This is a genomic window from Streptomyces sp. MspMP-M5 (genome assembly GCF_000373585.1).
In the GTDB taxonomy this organism is placed as follows: domain Bacteria; phylum Actinomycetota; class Actinomycetes; order Streptomycetales; family Streptomycetaceae; genus Streptomyces.
The window spans coordinates 225,909-244,521 of record NZ_KB891907.1; the positions used below are offsets into that span (position 1 = coordinate 225,909).

The 18,613-nt window shown below is 72.3% G+C and carries 18 protein-coding genes and 1 riboswitch; of the genes, 11 read left to right on the top strand and 7 right to left on the bottom strand.

Features of this window, described 5'->3' with window-relative positions:
- Window position 1 precedes the first annotated feature (1 nt).
- Window positions 2-1,195 (bottom strand): cytochrome P450, encoded by a 1,194-nt coding sequence (locus tag B073_RS0125840; RefSeq protein ID WP_018540991.1) that lies wholly within the window; start codon window positions 1,193-1,195, stop codon window positions 2-4.
- 142 nt (window positions 1,196-1,337) lie between these two features.
- On the opposite strand from B073_RS0125840, the gene B073_RS0125845 reads away from it, so the two are divergent.
- Entirely contained in the window at window positions 1,338-1,970 is a 633-nt protein-coding gene (locus B073_RS0125845) for a TetR/AcrR family transcriptional regulator (protein ID WP_018540992.1), read from the top strand.
- Between the two features lie 154 nt (window positions 1,971-2,124).
- Window positions 2,125-2,607 (top strand): hypothetical protein, encoded by a 483-nt coding sequence (locus B073_RS46660; RefSeq protein WP_158690225.1) that lies wholly within the window; start codon window positions 2,125-2,127, stop codon window positions 2,605-2,607.
- A 100-nt stretch (window positions 2,608-2,707) separates the two neighbouring features.
- Here the strand turns inward: B073_RS46660 and B073_RS0125855 are convergent, their stop codons facing one another.
- Window positions 2,708-3,106: a hypothetical protein gene (locus B073_RS0125855; RefSeq protein WP_018540993.1), complete on the bottom strand. Its 399-nt coding sequence runs from the start codon at window positions 3,104-3,106 to the stop codon at window positions 2,708-2,710.
- 175 nt (window positions 3,107-3,281) lie between these two features.
- Between B073_RS0125855 and B073_RS47295 the strand changes: the two genes are divergently transcribed.
- From B073_RS47295 to B073_RS44435, 4 genes are all read left to right on the top strand, one after another.
- Window positions 3,282-4,370, top strand: coding sequence for a hypothetical protein (locus tag B073_RS47295; protein WP_199788193.1), 1,089 nt, complete (start codon window positions 3,282-3,284; stop codon window positions 4,368-4,370).
- A gap of 42 nt (window positions 4,371-4,412) precedes the next feature.
- Window positions 4,413-4,500, top strand: a riboswitch (ZMP/ZTP riboswitch).
- A 27-nt stretch (window positions 4,501-4,527) separates the two neighbouring features.
- Complete coding sequence (locus B073_RS0125865) at window positions 4,528-5,391, top strand: bifunctional 5,10-methylenetetrahydrofolate dehydrogenase/5,10-methenyltetrahydrofolate cyclohydrolase (RefSeq protein ID WP_018540994.1); 864 nt, start codon at window positions 4,528-4,530, stop codon at window positions 5,389-5,391.
- 266 nt (window positions 5,392-5,657) lie between these two features.
- A complete protein-coding gene (locus B073_RS46670; protein ID WP_026247732.1) occupies window positions 5,658-7,028 on the top strand; it encodes a DUF5685 family protein in 1,371 nt (456 codons plus the stop codon).
- 4 nt (window positions 7,029-7,032) lie between these two features.
- Window positions 7,033-7,203 (top strand): hypothetical protein, encoded by a 171-nt coding sequence (locus B073_RS44435; RefSeq protein WP_018540996.1) that lies wholly within the window; start codon window positions 7,033-7,035, stop codon window positions 7,201-7,203.
- 116 nt (window positions 7,204-7,319) lie between these two features.
- On the opposite strand, the gene B073_RS0125880 is transcribed toward B073_RS44435, so the two are convergent.
- Complete coding sequence (locus B073_RS0125880) at window positions 7,320-8,531, bottom strand: cytochrome P450 (protein ID WP_018540997.1); 1,212 nt, start codon at window positions 8,529-8,531, stop codon at window positions 7,320-7,322.
- Window positions 8,532-8,794: 263 nt separating this feature from the next.
- The gene (locus tag B073_RS0125885; protein ID WP_037812676.1) at window positions 8,795-9,139 is read right to left on the bottom strand and encodes a cupin domain-containing protein; all 345 of its coding nucleotides are present in this window, start codon (window positions 9,137-9,139) and stop codon (window positions 8,795-8,797) included.
- A gap of 70 nt (window positions 9,140-9,209) precedes the next feature.
- Here B073_RS0125885 and B073_RS0125890 point away from each other — a divergent pair, with 70 nt between their 5' ends.
- Complete coding sequence (locus B073_RS0125890) at window positions 9,210-10,172, top strand: GlxA family transcriptional regulator (protein ID WP_018540999.1); 963 nt, start codon at window positions 9,210-9,212, stop codon at window positions 10,170-10,172.
- Window positions 10,173-10,248: 76 nt separating this feature from the next.
- Here the strand turns inward: B073_RS0125890 and B073_RS0125895 are convergent, their stop codons facing one another.
- Window positions 10,249-11,289, bottom strand: coding sequence for an alcohol dehydrogenase (locus B073_RS0125895; RefSeq protein WP_018541000.1), 1,041 nt, complete (start codon window positions 11,287-11,289; stop codon window positions 10,249-10,251).
- 414 nt (window positions 11,290-11,703) lie between these two features.
- Between B073_RS0125895 and B073_RS0125900 the strand changes: the two genes are divergently transcribed.
- Together B073_RS0125900 and B073_RS41180 are read left to right on the top strand one after the other, a co-directional pair.
- The gene (locus B073_RS0125900) at window positions 11,704-13,152 is read left to right on the top strand and encodes a glutamate decarboxylase (RefSeq protein ID WP_018541001.1); all 1,449 of its coding nucleotides are present in this window, start codon (window positions 11,704-11,706) and stop codon (window positions 13,150-13,152) included.
- Window positions 13,153-13,478: 326 nt separating this feature from the next.
- Window positions 13,479-14,225: a DUF4389 domain-containing protein gene (locus tag B073_RS41180; RefSeq protein ID WP_018541002.1), complete on the top strand. Its 747-nt coding sequence runs from the start codon at window positions 13,479-13,481 to the stop codon at window positions 14,223-14,225.
- On the opposite strand, the gene B073_RS0125910 is transcribed toward B073_RS41180, so the two are convergent.
- On the bottom strand, window positions 14,212-14,973 hold the full coding sequence (locus B073_RS0125910) for a GNAT family N-acetyltransferase (protein WP_018541003.1): 762 nt from the start codon (window positions 14,971-14,973) through the stop codon (window positions 14,212-14,214). The two genes, B073_RS41180 and B073_RS0125910, sit on opposite strands and share 14 nt — an antisense overlap.
- Window positions 14,974-15,453: 480 nt before the next feature.
- Here B073_RS0125910 and B073_RS41185 point away from each other — a divergent pair, with 480 nt between their 5' ends.
- Window positions 15,454-16,875, top strand: coding sequence for a DUF2254 domain-containing protein (locus tag B073_RS41185; RefSeq protein WP_106731962.1), 1,422 nt, complete (start codon window positions 15,454-15,456; stop codon window positions 16,873-16,875).
- On the top strand, window positions 16,876-17,340 hold the full coding sequence (locus tag B073_RS0125920; protein WP_018541005.1) for a hypothetical protein: 465 nt from the start codon (window positions 16,876-16,878) through the stop codon (window positions 17,338-17,340).
- A 53-nt stretch (window positions 17,341-17,393) separates the two neighbouring features.
- Here B073_RS0125920 and B073_RS0125925 read toward each other — a convergent pair whose 3' ends face one another.
- Entirely contained in the window at window positions 17,394-18,161 is a 768-nt protein-coding gene (locus tag B073_RS0125925) for a class I SAM-dependent methyltransferase (RefSeq protein WP_026247734.1), read from the bottom strand.
- Between the last annotated feature and the right edge of the window lie 452 nt (window positions 18,162-18,613).

The following is an 18,613-nucleotide window of genomic DNA, read 5'->3' on the forward strand; positions in this document are numbered from 1 at the left end:
CTCACCACCCCACCGGCAGGACCCGCGGACCGCGTACCAGCATCTGGGTCTTCCACTCCACGTCCCCGGCGAGGTGCAGGTCCGGGAAGCGGGTCAGCAGTGCCAGCAGCGCCTCCTGGAGCTCCAGCCGGGCCAGCGGCGCGCCCAGGCAGTGGTGCACGCCGTGCCCGAAGCCCAGGTGCTGGTTGCCGGTCCGCCGGATGTCCAGCTTTCCCGGTGCGTCGAACCGCAGCGCGTCGCGGTTGGCCGCGCCCACCGCGACCAGCACGGGCTCGCCGGCCCGCACCAGCGTGCCCCCGACCTCGATGTCCTCGGTGGCGTACCGTGCCTGGCCGGCACCGCTCCCCAGGGGGACGAACCGCAGCAACTCCTCCACGGCGCCCCCGATCAGCTCGGGCTGCTCCCGCAACAGGGCCAGCTGCTCCGGGTGGTCCAGCAGCGCCAGCACGAAGTTGGGAATCTGGGTGGCGGTGGTCTCGTGGCCGGCGACCAGGATGCCCACGCACAGGTCGATCAGTTCCAGCTCCGTCAGCCGCTCGACGTCGACCTCCCGCGCGTCGATCAGCGCGGTCATCAGGTCGTCCTGCGGCTCCTGCCGGTGCTGGTCGATCAACTTGGCCATGTACGCACGGAGTTCCTCGCGGTTGGCGTCGAACTCCTCGGCGGTCAGGGAACTCGTCGACAGTGCGGCGTCGCTCCACACCCGGAACTGCGGCCGGTCCTCCGTCGGCACCCCGAGCAGCCGGCAGATGACGGCCACCGGAATGGGCAGCGCGTACCGGTCGACGAGGTCCGCCGGCGGCCCGGCCGCCTCCAGTTCGTCGAGCAGTTCGCGGGTCAGTTCTTTGACCTGCGGCCGGAGCTTCTCGACCTGACGGACCGTGAACGCCTTGGCGACCAGGGTGCGCAACCGGGTGTGGTCCGGCGGGTCCATGCTCAGGATGCCGCTGTTGCGGGTCCCCTCGGACTGCCGCGGTTCGTCGTGCCGGGCGCTCTCGGCCCGGCTGAACCGCAGGTCGCCCAGGACGAACCGGGCCTCGGCGTACCGCGTGACGAGCCAGGCCGGCTCACCGTACGTCAACTGGACCTTGAGCAGCCCCGGACGGTCACGTACCTGGTCGTACTCCGCCGCCAGATCGAGGCTCTCAGCGATATTGAAGGGGTAGGAAAGGGGTGCTGTGTCGGCTGTGGTCACGGTGACCTCCCTTGTGTAAGCACCTGCTTACAAAGGTAGGACGCCTGCACGGGGCGGTCAACGGCGGATTGTCGCCGTCGTCATGGCCGTCCGCGGCGGGTCACTGTGGTCATCCGACGGACCGACGGAAAGGGGAAGCGTCATGCGAGAAGCAACGGAGGAGGTCAGGGCGCATTCGACGGAGGAGGCCCCGCGCGGCGGCCCCCCTGGCGAACACCGCCGGGACGCCCAGGGAACCCGGCGACTGCTGCTGGACGCCGCCTCGGAACTCTTCGCCGAACGCGGCTACGAACGCGCGACGGTACGCGACATCGCCGCCCGGGCCGGCGTCAACCAGGCCCTGCTGTTCCGGTACTTCGGCTCGAAGAAGGCCCTGTTCGGCGAGGTGATGGCACGCGGCGGCCACGAGCAGCTGCGCACCNCCCCCGCCGAGCGGCTCTTCGACGTCGCCCTGCGCGGCATGCTCGCCGAGGGCGGCGGCCCCGGCACCGACCGGTCACTGGAGGTCTGCCTCCGCTCCATCGGCGGCAGCGACGAAATCGCCGAGGCGCTCCGGGGACTTGGCGACGAGTACGCCGAGGTGCTCGCCACCCTCTCGCGCGCCGACGACGGCGCGCTGCGCGGCGATCTCGCACTGTCCTGGCTGCTGGGCATCGGCCTGATGCGGGTGGTGGTCGGCAAGGAGCCGTTGGCCAGCGCCGATCCGGACACCGTCTGCCGGCTGGTGGGGGAGGCGCTGGGCGCCCTGCTGGAGGGCCTGCCGAAGACCGGGTGACACCGTCCGGCCGAGGCCGCACTCGGGTGCGGTGCGGCCCGTGCTGCGTTCCGGTGACCCTCCGGCGGGTCGCCGCGCGGGGTTGGATGGCAGCCCTATTGTCGCGCTTGCAGGAGAATGTTCCTTTTCTGCCCAGCTGAGTAAAGGTGGAACAATGCTTCGTTCGATTCCTCGCGGGCTCGCGATGGCCGGTCTCGCCGCGGCTGCCCTGGTCGTCCCGGCCGCGGGCGCCGCGACCGCGGCCCCCAGTGGCGCACAGGCCACGCTGTGCCCCTCCCACAGCCAGTGCCACGCCAAGCACGGCCGCCACCACGGCCACGGCGGCAGCCACGCAGGCCGACACGGGCAAAGCCGTTACGACGACGGCTACGGGCGCGGCGGCCGCCGCTACGACGACGACTCCGGCCGCCGGGACGAAGGCTACGGTCGCCGCGATGACGACGAGGGCCGCCGGGACGACGACTACGGCCGGCGCGACGACGAGGGCCACCGCCGTGACGACGGGGGCAAGCGCCGCGACGACGACGGCGGCAAGCGGCGCGACGACGACGGCCGCCACGACGAGGAGGCGGCCCGCCTCGCCGACGGCCTGGGCCGGCACGGCCTCCTCGGACTGGACTTCCTCGGTCTCCTCTAGCCGCCGCGTCCTGCCGCGTCGCCACCTCCATGGGCCCGGGTCCGGTACCCGGGCCCACCGGTGTGTCGAGGGGCCGAACGCCCGGGGCCGGGCGGCCCGGTCACGGGTGGCCGATCGGCCGCAACCCGCCGTGCACCGGCGTCAGTTCGGTCGCGTACCGCGCGGGCGGCACGGGAACGGTCCGGCGCGGCGGCAGCACGTCCGGCGCCCGGTGCGGCCGCAGCGCGGTGAGCGCGCTCTCGGTCTCCTCCATCAGTGCCCGGTAGGACACCAGCCGCTGCCACTCCGGGTCCGCGACGCCGGGCACCGTAGCGGAGCGCTCCGCCCAGATCTGCACCAGCCCCGCGTACACGGGGGTCTGTCGGACGACTTCGGCGTTGATCCGCGGCGGCGCGGGGGCGACCTCCGTGCCGGGAGGAGCGGGCTGGGCCCCCGGGGAGCGGGGGACGAAGGCGGTCCGGCCGTGGCCGGCGACGGTGACGGACGAGGGAGCACTCATGGCCGTTGAAACGATTCGCCCCGCCGATCGGTCACTGCGCATACCCCCGGTCGGCCCCGTGCGCCCCGTCTCATAACATCCCAAAGCACTGCGCGCGATGCGGGGAATATCACCTCTTACAGTGATCTCTCGTTGAGAACCGGACCAACCCCGGCCAAAAAGCGTTGTCGGTGACATGGAACCGAGGGAGTTGTGGGAGCGCCACGCGGTACTCGCACAGGCTTTTTGCATCAGCGATGACGAGGTCCGCCGGACCCAAGGACTCCTCGACGAGGCCGAGGCCCGCCGCTCGCGGACCCTGGCCGCCTTCGCGGTGACCGTCGGCAGCGACGAGGTGGTCGCCGATCTGCTCGGCCTCGACGCCCGCGAGGTGCGTCTGGCCCGCCGTACCGTAGGCAAGGACGACGCCCGTGCGGTGGCCAAGAACCTGCTGGAGGAGTCCGAGCGGGAGCGCCGCGCCGCCCGCCGGGCCGAGCCCCAGCCGGAGAAGGCCGAGCCACCCCGCCCCGCCTCGCCCGCGGTCGCTGCCGCGGCAGCCGCCGCCGCGGCCGCGATCGGCAACGGCTGGCCACGGGCCACCACCGTCGGCAGCGTGACCTCCGACTCCCTCGGCTGGATCCCCCCGCGCCCGGCCGCGCCCGCTCCCACTCCTCCTCCCGCGCCTGCCGCTGCGCCCGCACCCCCGCCCGCCCAGGCCCCCGGGCCCCCGCCCATGCCCGTCACCGAACCGGCCTGGTCGCCGGCGCTGGACGCGGTACTGGTGCACAGCTACCACACCGGCGCCGACCTCACCGCGCTCGCCACCGAACTGGGCCTGGACGTGCACATCCTTGCCGCCCGCGCACACCAGCTCTCCTCCGAGTCCCAGACCGTCCGCCCCATGAACTCGGACCGCATCGGCCGCCATCGCCGGATGACCGACGTCCAGCCACCCGGTACCCACGACACCGGCCACATTCCCCGCACCGACGCGGCCGCACCGCCCCCGCCCCCGTACGATCCGCAGGCCGCCTGGGCGGCGAGCGCCCACGCCGCCCAATGGGCCGCACCACAGGACCCCTACGCCTCCTGGCAGCCACACGAACCCCACGCCTCCTGGCCATCCCAGGAATCCCACAACCCCTGGGCCTCCCCACCACCCCCGGCACCCCCCTGGGACCCCAGCGCCGTCACCGTCGCCCAGCACGACTGGGACGGCATCCTCAGCCAGTGGGAGGCGGCCACCGCACCGCATATCTCCAGTCCCGGCCAGCAATACCCCTGAGCCGGACGGCTCGCGCCGCCGTCCGGCCATCGCCTAGAGTGGTCGGCGAGCCGTGACTGGCGCTTGGGTGGAGTACCACCAGGGAGCGGCTCGACCTCCTTGGTCAATGCCGTGCGCCTGGGCGATCCCGTACGACGTACGACGCCCAGGAGGCGCTATGACCACGACCACGTCCCCCACCGCCCGCCTCATGGACGGCAGCGCGCTCGCCCGCCGCATGGTCGAGGAGGCCGCCGCACGCGCCGCGGCGCTCACCGCGCGCACCGGCCAGGCCCCATGTCTGGCGACCGTCCTCGTAGGCGACGACCCGGCCTCCGTCACCTACGTCCGGATGAAGCGCAACCGCTGCGCCAAGGCCGGCATCCAGTCCCGGCACCTCGCCCTTCCCGCCGACACCACCACCGCTCAACTCGTCGACACCATCGGCGAGTTGTCGCATGACTCCGGGGTGCACGGCATCCTGCTCCAGCACCCGGTCGGCCCGCACATCGACGAGCGCGCCGCCTTCGAGGCCATCGCCCCCGAGAAGGACGTCGACGGCGTCACCGCGCACTCCTTCGCCGCGATGAGCCTCGGCATGGACGGCTTCGTGTCCTGCACCCCCGGCGGCATCATGCGCCTCCTGGACCACTATGACGTCGATCTCACCGGCAAGCACGCGGTGGTCGTCGGGCGCAGCGCGATCCTCGGCAAGCCCGTCGGCATGCTGCTGCTCGGCCGCAATGCCACCGTCACCTACTGCCACTCCCGCACCGCCGACCTCGCCGCGCACACCAGGGCGGCCGATGTCGTGATCGCCGCGGTCGGCCGTCCCCGCTTCCTGCACGGCGACCAGCTCAAGCCGGGCGCCGTCGTCATCGACGCCGGTTGCAACGCCGGCAACGTCGGAGATGTGGACTTCGACTCCGCGGCCGCGGTCGCGAGCCTGATCACCCCCGTGCCCGGCGGCGTCGGCCCGATGACCATCGCCACCCTCCTCACCCAGACCGTCGACGCGGCGAGCCGCCAACTGGGCGCGTAAGTACACGACGTGATGCTCCGTCACGCCACGCCTCGTCGCGCCACCGTGGCCGTGGCCTGCCAGGGGTGGGGCTGCGGTATCAGCGGAAAGAGTGGATGAGCGACGGGAAGGAGACGGAAGGGAAGGGGGACGAGGTGGGGGAGCGGAGGGGGTGGTGTGACGGGCGTGGGGGGTGTGGGCGCAGGTCAGGGGGTGGTCGGTAGCATTCCCTGCCGCCGTCGCCATTGCCGGCTCATGTTCATGCCACACGGGGGGTTCGCTCTTACATGTTCGGAATTGTCAGGCCCTGCGCCCATCGTCTGACGCAGGGGCTCAGGACGGAGTGGATGGCCCATCTGTGCGGCCTCTGCCTGGCGTTGCGCGCCGACCACGGCCAGTTCGCCCGGATCGTCACCAACTACGACGGACTGATCGTGTCCGTTCTGACGGACGCCCAGTCCGGCCGTACCGATCTCCGCCGCCGCACCGCCGGCCCCTGCCCCCTGCGCGGTATGCGGACCGCCTCGGTCGCCCAGGGGGAGGGGGCGCGACTCGCGGCGTCGGTCTCGCTCGTCCTCGCCTCGGCGAAGATCCGCGACCATGTCGCCGACGGGAACGGGATGCTGCGCCGCCGGCCGATGGCCGCCGCGGCACGTCGGGTTGCCGCGGGCTGGGACCGGGCCGGTGCGCGTACCGGCGCCGCGCTCGGCTTCGACACCGCGGTCCTCGTCGACGCGGTGGACCGGCAGCTGGGCATCGAGCAGCTGGCCGGCCCCGGTACGCCGCTGACGAGGATCACCGAACCGACCGAGACGGCCACCGCCGCGGCCTTCGCCCACACCGCGGCACTGGCCGGCCGGCCCGGTAATGCCGCGCCGCTGGCCGAGGCCGGCCGGCTCTTCGGCCGCCTGGCCCACCTCCTCGACGCCGTGGAGGACCGGACGGCGGATGCCGCCGAGGGTGCCTGGAACCCGATCACCGCCACCGGTGCCGGGCTGGCCGAGGCCCGCCGGCTGTGCGACGACGCACTGCACGGCATCCGCCTGGCGCTGCGCGATGTGGAGTTCACCGACTCCGCCCTGGTCCATGTGCTGCTGGTGCACGAACTGCGGCGCTCGGTGGACCGCGCCTTCGGCACGTCCTCCTGTTCCCACCAGGCCCACGGCGCGACACCCGGCCCCTACGACCCGCAGGGCGGGAACCCGTACGCCGACAATCCCTACGCCAATAGCCCCTATGTCAACAGTCCGTACGCCAACACTCCCTATGCGGGCAATCCCTATGGCGGCGCGGTTCAGCCGGGTGGGGGCGGTGGTGGCTATGGGGGCGGAGACGGCGGGGCCGGTTGGTCCGGTGGCTCGGGTGGTTCAGGTGGTCTGGGTGGCTCCGGTGGGGGTGGCGGGCAGCCGCCGCACTTCTCGCCGGAGCCGAAGAAGCCGCGTGGTTTCTGGGCGGGCTGTGCGGTCGCCATCGGGCTGTGCTGCACCTGCAAGGTCTGCTGCGCGTCGGAGTTCGAGGGGCCGTGGTCGCGCAAGATGCGCGAGGGCTGCTGCCACGCCTGCGATTGCTGTGACTGCTGCAGCAGCGGTGACAGCTGTGCGAGCTGCTGCAGTTGCAGCTGCGACTGCTGCGACAGCTGTGATTGTTGCGACTGCTGAGCCGGTGGCTGCGCGCGCGGATCCCGATGCCTGGCTCGACGGCGCGCCGGCCTCCCGCTTCGGCATCCGGGCCCCGTTCGACGTCCCCGACGAGGCGCTGAGGGCGCTCACGCCGGACGCGTCCCGCCCCGTAGCGGGCGGCGTGATCCGTTACGCGGAGGCGTTCGGCGTCTGACGGGCCGTCGGCTGTCGGCCGCTGCCGGCGATCGGGGTGCCGGTGGGTGTGCCCGTTCGCCGGCTGCGGGCGGGCACACCCCGGGGCCCGGGAGGGGCGTTGGTCGGGGCCGGGGCCTATGCCGCGTCCCAGGTGACGGGGAGGCTCTGTACGCCGTGCATGGTCAGGTCCGTGCGCAGTGGCACCTCCTCTGGGGGTATGGCCAGGCGCAGCGTCGGGAAGCGGGTGAACAGGGCCGGGAAGGCCACCCGCATTTCGATACGGGCCAGTTGCTGGCCCAGGCACTGGTGGATGCCGTGGCCGAAGGCCAGATGGCCGGTGGCCCGGCGCCGCAGGTCGAGGGTGTCGGGGTCGGGGAAGCGCGCCGGGTCGCGGTTGGCGGCCTGGATCGCGAGGGTGACCGTCTCCCCGGCCTTGATCAACTGGCCGTCCAGCTCGACGTCTTCCAGCGCCGTGCGCACCCCGGTGTGGGCGATGGTGAGATAGCGCATCAGCTCTTCCACCGCCTGGTCGGCCAGGGCGGGGTCGGCGCGCAGGGCGGCGGCCTGGTCGGGATGGGTCAGCAGGGCGAAGGTGCCGAGCCCGAGCATGTTCGAGGTGGTGTCCAGCCCCGCGCCGAGCAGGAAGCTGCCTACGCCGGCCAGTTCCTCGTCGGTGAGATCGGTGCCGGTCAGGTCGCTGAGCAGATCGTCGGTGGGCCGGGCGCGCTTGGCGAGCACCAGTTTTCCGACGTACTCCTGCAGCGCGGCCATGGCGGCGTACTGGTCCTCCATGGTGCCGTCCGTGCTGCTGGCCCCCATGGCGTGTTCCTGGAAGAGCTCGCGTTCGGCATAGGGGACGCCGAGCAGTTCACAGATCATCAGCGCGGGGAGCGGGTGCGCGTAGGCTTTCACCAGGTCGACCGGCGGGCCCTGGCGCTCCATGGCGTCGAGGTGCTCGACGGTGATCTGCTCGACGCGCGAGGTCAGCTCGCGCATGCGGCGCACCGTGAACTTCCCCATGAGCAGCCGCCGGTAGCGGGTGTGGTGGGGCGGGTCGATACCGGTCAGGTCGCCGACCGGGGCCGGCGGGAACGTGACCTCCTCCGTGCCCGGGAACGGCGCGTGCATCAGCTCGTAGCGCGAACTGAAGCGCGGGTCGCCGGCCACCGCGCGGGACACGGAATACCCGGTGGCCAGCCAGCCGACGTGGCCGTCCGGGTAGCGCATCCGACGGAGCGGCTGCTCCTCGCGCAGTTCCGCCAGCTCGGCGGGCGGGTCGAAAGGGCACCCCTCGGGACGGGTGATCGGCAACTCGGTGAGCGGCTCCCGCTCAGGGTGATGCGACATGGTTCAAGTCCTCCATTGTGTACCGCAGTTGAGCGAACGGCCGGAGCTCCGTGATGTCATCATGGCACATCTTTGGCGCCACGTGTGAGGTGGTGGCGTTATTTATGTGTCGCGGTGGCGTCAGGCGTGGCGCTATGTCGCTGCGGTGCGGGCTCAGGAGGCGAGCGTGGCCGATGTGGCGGCCGGGCTGCGACTGCGGCTGCCCGGCGGCTGGGGCCGGAGCCGCCGGGTGAACGGTGCCGCTTCGGGGGCGCCCGCCGTCGCTATCCCTCCGGGTAGAACACGAACAGCGTGCAGCCCGTCGTCGTCTGGGGGACGTGCCAGGATCCGGCGGGTGCGTGGATGAACGAGCCGGCCGGATAGTCGCGTTCCCCGTCGTTGAAGACTCCGGAGACCACGAACACCTCCTCGGGGCCCGGCTCGTGGACGTCTATGCCGTCCCAGCACGTCTTTGGATCCATCTCCAGGACCTGGGCCTTGGCGCCGTTCTCCCCGCTCCACAGCGGCCGCGACCGGATGCCGGGGAACAGCTCGCGCACCGGTGCGTCCGCGACGGCGGTCCATACGTAGCCGGTCGGTTGGTTGTCTGCGTTCACTTTCGTTGCCATACGGACAGCGTCGGGGAACGGCGCCGTCCGGCCGAGTGTCAGGAATGACATTCTGAGGTACTTTTCTGCCATGCCTGTCACCGAGCACCGTGTCGTCGCACTCGTCCGACCGCCGCAGTCGACCTTCGAACTGGGCTGTGTGGCCGAGGTGTTCGGGATCGAGCGCAGCGGGGTCCCGGTCCGGTACACCTTCGGGATCTGCACGGAGCACCCCGGCCCGGTGGCCACGCTCGCCGGGTACGACATGCTCGTACCGGACGGACTGGCCGCACTCGACCGGGCGGACACCGTCGTCCTGCCCGGGTGGCTGCCTCCCGAGGAACCGCCGTCGCCCGCGGTCGCCCGCGCGCTGCGCCGGGCGCACGACCGCGGCGCGCGGCTGGTCAGCATCTGCTCCGGTTCCTTCGCGCTGGCGCACGCCGGGCTGCTGGACGGGCGGCGGGCCACCACCCACTGGGCGCGCGCCGGTCAACTGGCCGAGCTTTTCCCGGCCGTCGAGGTGGACCCGGACGTGCTGTACGTGGACCACGGCGACATCGCCACCAGCGCCGGCTCCGGGGCCGGCATCGACCTCTGCCTGCACCTCGTCCGCGCCGACCACGGGGCCGGCTACGCCGCACAGGTCGCCCGGAGCATGGTCATGCCGCCGCATCGCGAGGGCGGGCAGCTCCAGTTCACCGCCCCACCGCGCCCCGTCCAGATGGACGGCTCGCTGGCACCCCTCCTGGAGTGGATGACCGCCCGGCTAGACGAACCCCTCACGGTCGAGGAACTGGCCGCGCACGAAGGCGTGTCGGCCCGTACACTCGCCCGCCGGTTCGCCGACCAACTGGGCGCCAGCCCCGGGCAGTGGCTGCTCACCCAGCGCATCACCGCGTCCCGGGAACTCCTGGAGTCCACCGACCTCCCCCTGGAAGCCATCGCCCGCCGCGTCGGCCTCTCCTCGGCCACCAACCTCCGCAGACGCTTCCTCCGCTCCCTGGGGACGACTCCGGGGGCCTATCGGCGGGCGTTCCGCGCGGAGGCCGCCTGACCGGAGACGAGCGAGGCCGCCTGACCGGAGGCGGGCCCACGGCCTCAGGGCGTAGGCCCGGGGCGGGCGTCCGGCCTCAGTGCGCGCGGCCGGCTTCCGTATGGGCCAGCACCATCCGGAACCGGGCCTTCCCGGCGAGCATCTTCCCGTACGCCTCGTTGGCGTGGTCCAGCGGCATGGTTTCGATCATCGGGCGGATGCCCTGGAGGACACAGAACTCCATGGTGTCCTGGATGTCCTGCGCGGTGCCGGACGGATGGCCGCGGACGACCCGGCCGCGCATCAGGAGCTGGGTGGGGTGGATCCCCAGCGGTTCGGCGTCCGCCCCGACGACCACCAGCTCGCCGCGGTGCGCCAGACCGTCCACGGTCGCGGTGATGGCGGCGGAGTTGGCGGCGGTGGCCAGGACCACCTGGGCGCCGCCGAGCGACTGCAGCGCGTCCGCGACGGGCGTGCCGGCGGTGCTGTCGATGTAGTGGTGCGCGCCGAGCTGCTTGGCGAAGTCCGCCTTGTCGGCACCGCGGGCGATCGCGACCGTCTCGAAGCCCATCGCGGCGGCGAACCGCACGCCCAGATGCCCCAGGCCGCCGAGGCCCAGGACGGCGACCAGATCGCCCGGCCGGGCCGAGCTGCGCCGCAGCCCGTTGTAGGTGGTGACGCCGGCGCAGGCCATCGGCCCGGCGTCGGCCGCGGACAGGCCGTCGGGGATCCGCGCCAGCGCGTCGTCCGGCGCGATCACCTGCTCGCCGAACCCGCCGTCGTACGCCCAGCCGGGCACCTTCAGCCGCTCGCACACGACGTAGTCGCCCTGCCGGCAGGCCGTGCAGTGATGGCAGCTGCCGCCGAACCAGCCCACCGTGACCCGGTCGCCCACCTTCCAGCGGCTGTCCGTGCCCTCGCCGACCTCCTCGATGCGTCCGGCGATCTCATGGCCGGGGACCAGGGGGAAGCGGAGGTCCGGCAACGCACCGTTGACGAACATGGCGTCGCTGTGACAGATCCCGCAGGCGTCCACGCCGATCCGGACCTGTCCCGGCCCCGGCCGCGGCACCTCCCGCTCGACGATCTCGAAGGGTGCGCCGACGGCACCCGCCTGCGCGACTCGGTAGCTGCTCATCTGGATCTCTCCCGTGTGCGTTCTCCCGCGTGCGTGTGCGTTTTTCCGCCCGTGTGTGCGCTCGCCCGCGTGTGTGCTCGTTCTTCCGCGTGTGTGCGCGCTTCTTCGAGTGCGGGCCGGCTCCGGCGACCTGCCGGCTCCATGACCTGCCGGTTCTGCCACCTGCCGGTTCTGCCCTTACGGCTGCAACGGCCTCCTGCCACCAGCACACCAGCTCCGGGCCGGTCTCGCGCGTCGAGCGGGACGGCGGCGGCGCGGGGTCGGGCCCGCCGTACCTCCGTGGCGCATACCGCCGCCCCCGTCCGGTCGCAACCGTTAACCTGACCGCCGCGCGTGGACCGGCCCGGCCGGGCGACAGCGACGACCGGACCGTCCGCCGAACGGTCCGCCACGTACCCGGGAGGGATCACGCCCATGCCACTCAAGCGCCCGCACCAGCACCGCGACGCCAGCCGCAACCTCTCCGTCAACCCGGTCTTCAGCAAGCAGCCCGTCCACGTCCCCCGGTACGAGCTGCCGGACGACGGCATGGAGCCCGACACCGCGTACCAGATCGTCCACGACGAACTCATGCTGGACGGCAACGCCCGGCTCAATCTCGCCACCTTCGTCAGCACCTGGGCCGAACCGCAGGCCCAGCGGCTGATGGCCGAGTGCGCCGAGAAGAACATGATCGACAAGGACGAGTACCCGCAGACCGCCGAGATCGAGGCGCGCTGTGTGCACATGCTCGCCGACCTGTGGCACGCCCCCGACTCCCATGCGGCGGTGGGCTGTTCGACCACCGGCTCCAGCGAGGCGGCGATGCTCGCCGGGCTGGCGCTCAAGCGGCGCTGGCAGCACCGCCGGCGCGCCGAGGGGAAGTCCACCGACCGCCCCAACATGGTCATGGGCATCAACGTCCAGATCTGCTGGGAGAAGTTCGCCAACTACTTCGAGGTCGAGCCGCGCTATGTGCCCATGGAGGGCGACCGCTTCATCCTCTCCCCGGAGGAGGCCGTCGAACTCTGCGACGAGAACACCATCGGCGTCGTCGCCGTCCTCGGCTCCACCTTCGACGGCGCCTACGAGCCGGTCGCCGAGATCTCCGCGGCCCTCGACGACCTCCAGGAGCGCACCGGCATCGACGTCCCGCTCCACGTCGACGGCGCCTCCGGCGCGATGATCGCGCCCTTCCTCGACCCTGAACTCCTCTGGGACTTCCGGCTTCCGCGGGTCGCCTCCATCAACACCTCCGGCCACAAGTACGGCCTGGTGATGCCCGGCGTCGGCTGGGCCCTGTGGCGGGACGCCGACGCGCTCCCCGACGACCTGGTCTTCCACGTCAACTACCTCGGCGGCGACATGCCGACCTTCGCGCTGAACTTCTCCCGGCCCGGCGCCCAAGTCATCGCCCAGTACTACAACTTCCTGCGGCTGGGTTTCGAGGGCTACCGCGCCGTCCAGCAGACCAGCCGGGACGTCGCCACCCGCATCTCCGCCGAGATCGCCGCGATGGGCCCGTTCACGCTGCTCACCGACGGCAGCCAACTCCCGGTCTTCGCCTTCCGGGTCAGCGACGACGTCACCAACTTCACCGTCTTCGACGTCTCCGCCGCACTGCGCGAACGCGGCTGGCAGGTACCCGCCTACACCTTCCCCGCCAACCGCACCGACCTGGCGGCGCTGCGCGTCGTCGTCCGCAACGGTTTCGGCCACGACCTCGGCGACCTGTTCCTGGAGGACCTGCGCCGCGTCCTCCCGCGGCTCCAGGCCCAGCAGCGCCCGCACCGCGACGTCGCCGACGCCGGGGGGTTCGCCCACGGCGCGGAGACCAAGCAGGCCGGCCGTCCGGCCATCCCGGCGCAGACGGTCCGCGACTGACCGCGACGACCGCGACCGGTCCCGCCCCGGCCCGCGCGCCGGGGCGCCGACCGGTTCGGCTGGGCCCGCCGGTTCCGCTGGACCTGCCAGTCCCGCCGGACCTGTCGGATCCGCTGCCTGGTCCGCAGGATGCCTCGGTCCGTCGGTCCGTCGGTCCGTCCGAGGCAGCGGCATCGCAGCGGCAGCCGGGAGTCCGCCGGGCTCAGGCCCTGCCCAGATCGGCGTGATGCGGTCATGCTGGAGGCGAGAGTGAAGGGGAGGGGCAAGGGGGCACGCTCCGGCCGGGTCGCCGGGTCCGGCCGAGGTGGCGGAGGGAGCTGACGGTCATGGCGACGATCGCTGAGGAATACCGGCCGGTACGGGTCGAGGCGGAGCTGGACGAGCCGCTGTCCCGTTGGCTCTGGATGGTGAAGTGGCTGCTCCTCGTCCCGCACCACTTCCTGCTGACGTCCCTGGTCATCGCCTTCCTGCTGGCCACCGCGCTGGCCTTCCCGGTGATCTTCTTCACCGGCCGCTACCCCCGGCCGCTGTTCCGCTTCACCACCGGCGTCCTGCGCTGGATCTGGCGGGTGGCCTTCTACTCCTACGGGGCGCTGGCCACCGACCGCTACCCGCCCTTCACCCTCGGCCTTGTGCCCGACTACCCGGCCCGCCTGTACATCGACCGCCCCGAGCACCTGCCCCGCGGCCCCGGCCTGCTGCTCTCCCGCCTGCGCGCCCTCCCGCAGTGGGTGGGGCTGGCGCTCGTCGGCCTGCTGTTCCGGCTCGTGTGGTGGATCGGCGGGCTGTCGGCCGTGCTGGCGCTGGCCGTCGTGGTGGTCCTGGTCGTCAGCTCGCCGGCCGCGGTGCTGCTGTGGACGGGGCGCTACCCCCGGCGCCAGTTCACCGGGATGGTCGCCTTCGACCGCTGGGCCGTGCAGGTCCTGGCCTACACGTTCTTCCTCACCGACGCCTCTCCGCCGCTCCGGCCGGAGGGATCCGGCCGCCGCGCCGGCCGTCTGCGCGCCCGGCTCCGCAACGGCCTGGGCCACCGGCCGCCCCGCGGCCCCGCCCCGGCGGTCAGCGCCCGCTGAGCCGCCCGGACACGCACGGGTCCTCGTTGCGGTAGCCGAGACGGGTGTAGAGGCGGTCGGCGGGGGCGTTGTCGGCGAGCTGCCACAGCGTGCAGAAGCCGTAACGGCGGACGGCGTACCGGGTCAGCCACGAGGTCAGGGCCGCTCCGAGACCCTGGCCGCGCTGGTCAGCGTCGGTGGCGACCGACGCCATCAGCGGGGCGCCGCTGTCCCGCAGGCTGCTCAGCGCGCCGCAGGCCACCAACTCCCCGTCCGCACCGCGGATCCCGACCCACAGGCTGACGTCCGCGGAACCGGGCCCCGTCGAGTGGGCCGGGCTGTGTTCGTTGAGGAAGGCCAGCAGCTCGTCGTGGTGCGTCTCGTCCAGCGCCGTCACCCGCTCCTCCGCCGGATGGACCGACGGCTCGGCCATCGTCCAGCGGAAGATCCACGCCGTCGGGTCGATCACCGGCAGATGTCGGCCGAGCAGTGCCTCGGTGCCCTGCGGGCCGGTGAACTCCCCTACGGTGTCGGGGAGTTGATGTGCGGCGCGCAGGACGAGGCCGGCCGCGGCGGTCGGCTCGCCGACGCTCCAGACATGGCCGCGCGGCTCGTCGAGCCAGGCCACCGCGCCGTCGCCGGACCAGCTGATCCGGCCGGCCGGGCGCGGTCGCGCGGCGCCGAAACGCAGCAGCGCCGAGCCGGTCTGCAACTCCAGGCCCTGGGTGAACAGGTCCGTGGTCCGGGGGAGAAGAGTCGTCGCCTGCATCGCTCTCTGGGGGAAGGAATCGCTGTGGGAAGGACGGGCGGGCAGGATCCGCGCAGGGCGCGGCCGTAGCCGTCATTCGGTGTCTGGGGGTATGGGATCCCGGCGGCCACCTCCGCACACGGCGAAACGCCCGGCCGACCGGAACGACCACTGTCGCACACCGCCCCCGGCCCGGGGCAAATCAGCCCCCGAGGGCCGTTCCCGAGCCGTCACCCGGCCATCTCTCACAGGGTCGGAGCCGCCCACTGCACCGCCCTGACCTGTCGATTCTTGCTGGCGCGGCCGGGTCGGCCCGACAGCCAGCAGCGTCGGACGCCCCGGCCCCGTCGCCGCACCGCTCGGGCTCGCTGTCGTCCCACTCGGGTCCGCTGTCAGACCACCACCGCCCCGTACACAGGTCGCCCGGCTGAACGAGTCACGGGGGAGGGCTCCGGGGTGCGGCAATCGCGGCGTTCCGCCGGCGATCGGTACATTCGGATCATGGTTCGCGGTCGCTGGAAGTGGTATCTCACGCGCCACCGGCTGCGCGCTCCCCGCATCTGGGCACTGCCGGTCACGCTGCTGGCCGCCGGCCTGTTCCTGTCCTGGCTGTTCCCGCTGATCGACCGCGAGGTCACCTTCTACGGGGAGGAGCTGGGGGAAGCCTTCTTCGTCCACCTGGACAGCGGCTCGATGTCCACGCTGCTCTCCGCCGTCGCGGGCGGCATGATCACGCTGACCGGACTGGTGTTCACGGCGATCACGCTGGCCATGCAGTTCGGCGCCTCGCAACTGTCGGTGCGGGTGGTGCCGATCCTCCAGCAGGACGCCGTGATGCGCTGGGCGATCGGCACGTTCATGGCGACGTTCGTCTACACGCTGATGATCTCGGTGCGGCTCGCGGTCAGCCAGGAGAACTACCGGCCGGTCATCTCGACGTTCTTCGCGATCCTGCTCGCAGCGGTGTGCGCCGTGCTGTTCTTCGCGCTGGTCGCCCGCGTGACGACCGTACTGAACTCCGGGCAGTTGCTCCGCTACCTGGCGACCGAGGGACGCCGGGCCGTGGACCGTACGCACCCGAAGGACGACCTCGCCGTGACCGCCGGAGAGCCTGCCCGGTCGGACGTTCCCCCGGACGACCCGCCAGACGTCCCACTGGAAGGCCGGCCGGTCGGCTCGCCGGACGCCTCGCCGGGGGTCTCGCCGGACGGTGAGCCCATGGTGATTCGGCTCGGTACCCCACCCAGGCGCGGCCAGACACTCATCGCCTGTGACGACCGCGGCCTGGAGCGGCTCGCCCGGCGTCTCGGGGTCCGTATCCAACTCGTCCCGGTGATCGGCGACTTCGTGGCCCAGGAGGCGCCGCTGTTCCTGGTGTACCCGGGTGCGCAGCCGCGGGACCGCAGGGACCTCACGCGCCACCTGCTGTTTGGCACCACCTACAGCGCGGGCACCGACCCGGCCGGGGCGCTGCGCGCGTTCGTCGACATCGCGCTCAAGGCCCTCTCCCCGGCCATCAACGACCCCGGGCGCGCCGTGCAGTGCCTGGACCACATCGAGGACCTGCTGGTGATGATCGCGCCCCGTCTCTCCGCCCGGCAGGCAGGAGCAGCACCAGCCGCCTTCCAGCACCGCACCCGCTGCTGGCCCGACTACGTCTGTATCGCCACCGACGAAATCCGTCACTTCGGCAGTGCCTCGATGCAGGTACAGCGACGACTGCGCGCCCTGTACGCCACGGTCGCCGAGGTGTGCACCCCCGAGCAGGTCACGCCGCTGCGCTCTCGGTTGGCGACGATGGACGCCGAGGTCGGTGCGCAGTGGCCCCAGGACCTCGACGGCCGCTTGGCCCGCCTCCCCGATTCCCAGGGCCTCGGCACGGAGACCGGCGACACCAGGAACGGCCTGGCCCGCCGCTTCTAGATGAGTGAGCCCGAAGTCCCCTCGTCCGCCCGGAGGGCGAGCCTCGCGGCGGTCCCCGCCGAGGCCCTCCAACACCCGAGCAGCATAAGGGCCTTCCGTGGCCTGAAGCTGCTGCTCGGTGGCTACCTCGGCCTCAGCGTGCTCACCCTCGCAGCCGTCTACCTGCTCCGCGGCGACACCGCTCTCGTGACGGACGCCGTCTGGGTGCGGGCGGGCATCGTCGTGGTCAGCGCTCTGCTGACGTACGTCTTCGCTGCTCGAGCGGCCCGTGGATCCCGTGGGGCCTACCGCAGGATGCGGATCGTCGCCACCGTCATGACGGTCGCCATCGCCGTCATCATCGCGATCCCCGGCTCGTTCCCGGCGTGGCTCAAGATAGAACAGGGCATCTGCGGGCTGGCCCTGCTGGGCGTCCTCGTGGTCGCCAACGGCGGCCATGTGCGCGGTCTGTTCGCCGCCAAGTAGATCGCCGGCAGGCGGGTCCGGCGGCTGGCCGGCCGGCCAGCCCACCGCGGCGGTTACCCCTGACCCGGGCGTCGGAACAAGGCCGTCCACAGGAACGCCTCCCCGAAGAAGGGCGATTCCGGCAGCTCGTCCCGCATCCGGCGCAGCTCGACCTCCGTCAGGTCGGCGAAGAGGGCGCGCAGCGACTCCCGGGTGTAGGCGAGGCCACCATGGAGGCCGGGCTCACGGTAGAAGTCGGCGTCCGGAAGCTCCGAGCCCATCGCCCCGGCCGCGAAGCAGGTGAGACCGAAATGGCCACCGGGAGCCAGGGAACGTTCGAGGAGGGCGAGGTAGCTGATGCGGCGGTGCGGCGGCAGGTGGTGGAAGCAACCGGAGTCGTAGATCAGGTCGTAGGGGCCGCCGGCGAGTCCGCTGTTCGCGGAGTGGGCGGGATCGGCGAGGGCGGTGAAGGCGTCGCCGCAGTGGAAGCGAACCGTCGTCCCTGTCCCTGCCTCGCGGGCGCGGTCCTCGGCCCAGGAGACGGCGGTGGGGGAGAGGTCCACGGCATCCACCTCGAAGCCCAGTGCGGCGAGATGCAGTGCGTTGCGGCCCGGACCGCAGCCCAGGTCCAGGGCGCGGCCCACGGTGATCAGCCCGCGATCGAGATACGAGACGAGGTTCTCGTCCGGTTTGGCCACGAAGAACGGCACCGGCCGGTCGTGGTCCGCGTAGAAGTCGTCCCACCAGCCGGCCGCACCCGCCGTCCAGCGGTCGGCCTCCGGCGCGAACAGACCGTCCAGCAGCCGCAGTACGTCCTCCACCGTCCGGATGTTCCGCTCCACCTGCGCGCCGCCGCCGGACCGCTCCGGCTCCGCGCTCCCGTCGTCCACCGCCACCACCCTGACCATCCGCCCCTCCCCGTGCCGTTCACCGGCCACTGCGCTCCCGCGCGCTGTGGGCCCTGACATCCCGCGCTCGTGCGCGCCCGCACCCCGGCCTCGTGCGTGCCCCGGCTTCCTGTGCCCCGGCCTTGTGTGCTCCTCGGCGAGGCTACGTCGGAGTGCGGGGGGTGCCCAGATCGGGCCGGTCGGCCGAAGTGCACCATCGTCCGCCTGGTGTGCTGCGCCCAGGCCCGTGGACCCCCACCCTCCAGCCCTGCCGGAACTCACGCCCGCCGTCCCGTCCCACCCCGCCACGGGCCCATTCCCGACCGAGCCACGGCTTGTTTTCCCGGAAGCCCGGAAGCCCGGAAGCCCGGAAGCCCGGAAGCCCCGAATCCCGGAGGCCCGGAAGT

Coding starts and splice junctions, on each gene's coding strand:
- B073_RS41185 (WP_106731962.1), top strand. CDS start 15,454: ATGGTTCGCGGTCGCTGGAAGTGGTATCTCACGCGCCACCGGCTGCGC.
- B073_RS0125910 (WP_018541003.1), bottom strand. CDS start 14,973: ATGCAGGCGACGACTCTTCTCCCCCGGACCACGGACCTGTTCACCCAG.
- B073_RS41180 (WP_018541002.1), top strand. CDS start 13,479: ATGGCGACGATCGCTGAGGAATACCGGCCGGTACGGGTCGAGGCGGAG.
- B073_RS0125895 (WP_018541000.1), bottom strand. CDS start 11,289: ATGAGCAGCTACCGAGTCGCGCAGGCGGGTGCCGTCGGCGCACCCTTC.
- B073_RS0125900 (WP_018541001.1), top strand. CDS start 11,704: ATGCCACTCAAGCGCCCGCACCAGCACCGCGACGCCAGCCGCAACCTC.
- B073_RS46670 (WP_026247732.1), top strand. CDS start 5,658: ATGTTCGGAATTGTCAGGCCCTGCGCCCATCGTCTGACGCAGGGGCTC.
- B073_RS46660 (WP_158690225.1), top strand. CDS start 2,125: ATGCTTCGTTCGATTCCTCGCGGGCTCGCGATGGCCGGTCTCGCCGCG.
- B073_RS47295 (WP_199788193.1), top strand. CDS start 3,282: ATGGAACCGAGGGAGTTGTGGGAGCGCCACGCGGTACTCGCACAGGCT.
- B073_RS0125885 (WP_037812676.1), bottom strand. CDS start 9,139: ATGGCAACGAAAGTGAACGCAGACAACCAACCGACCGGCTACGTATGG.
- B073_RS0125855 (WP_018540993.1), bottom strand. CDS start 3,106: ATGAGTGCTCCCTCGTCCGTCACCGTCGCCGGCCACGGCCGGACCGCC.
- B073_RS0125920 (WP_018541005.1), top strand. CDS start 16,876: ATGAGTGAGCCCGAAGTCCCCTCGTCCGCCCGGAGGGCGAGCCTCGCG.
- B073_RS0125865 (WP_018540994.1), top strand. CDS start 4,528: ATGACCACGACCACGTCCCCCACCGCCCGCCTCATGGACGGCAGCGCG.
- B073_RS0125890 (WP_018540999.1), top strand. CDS start 9,210: ATGCCTGTCACCGAGCACCGTGTCGTCGCACTCGTCCGACCGCCGCAG.
- B073_RS0125880 (WP_018540997.1), bottom strand. CDS start 8,531: ATGTCGCATCACCCTGAGCGGGAGCCGCTCACCGAGTTGCCGATCACC.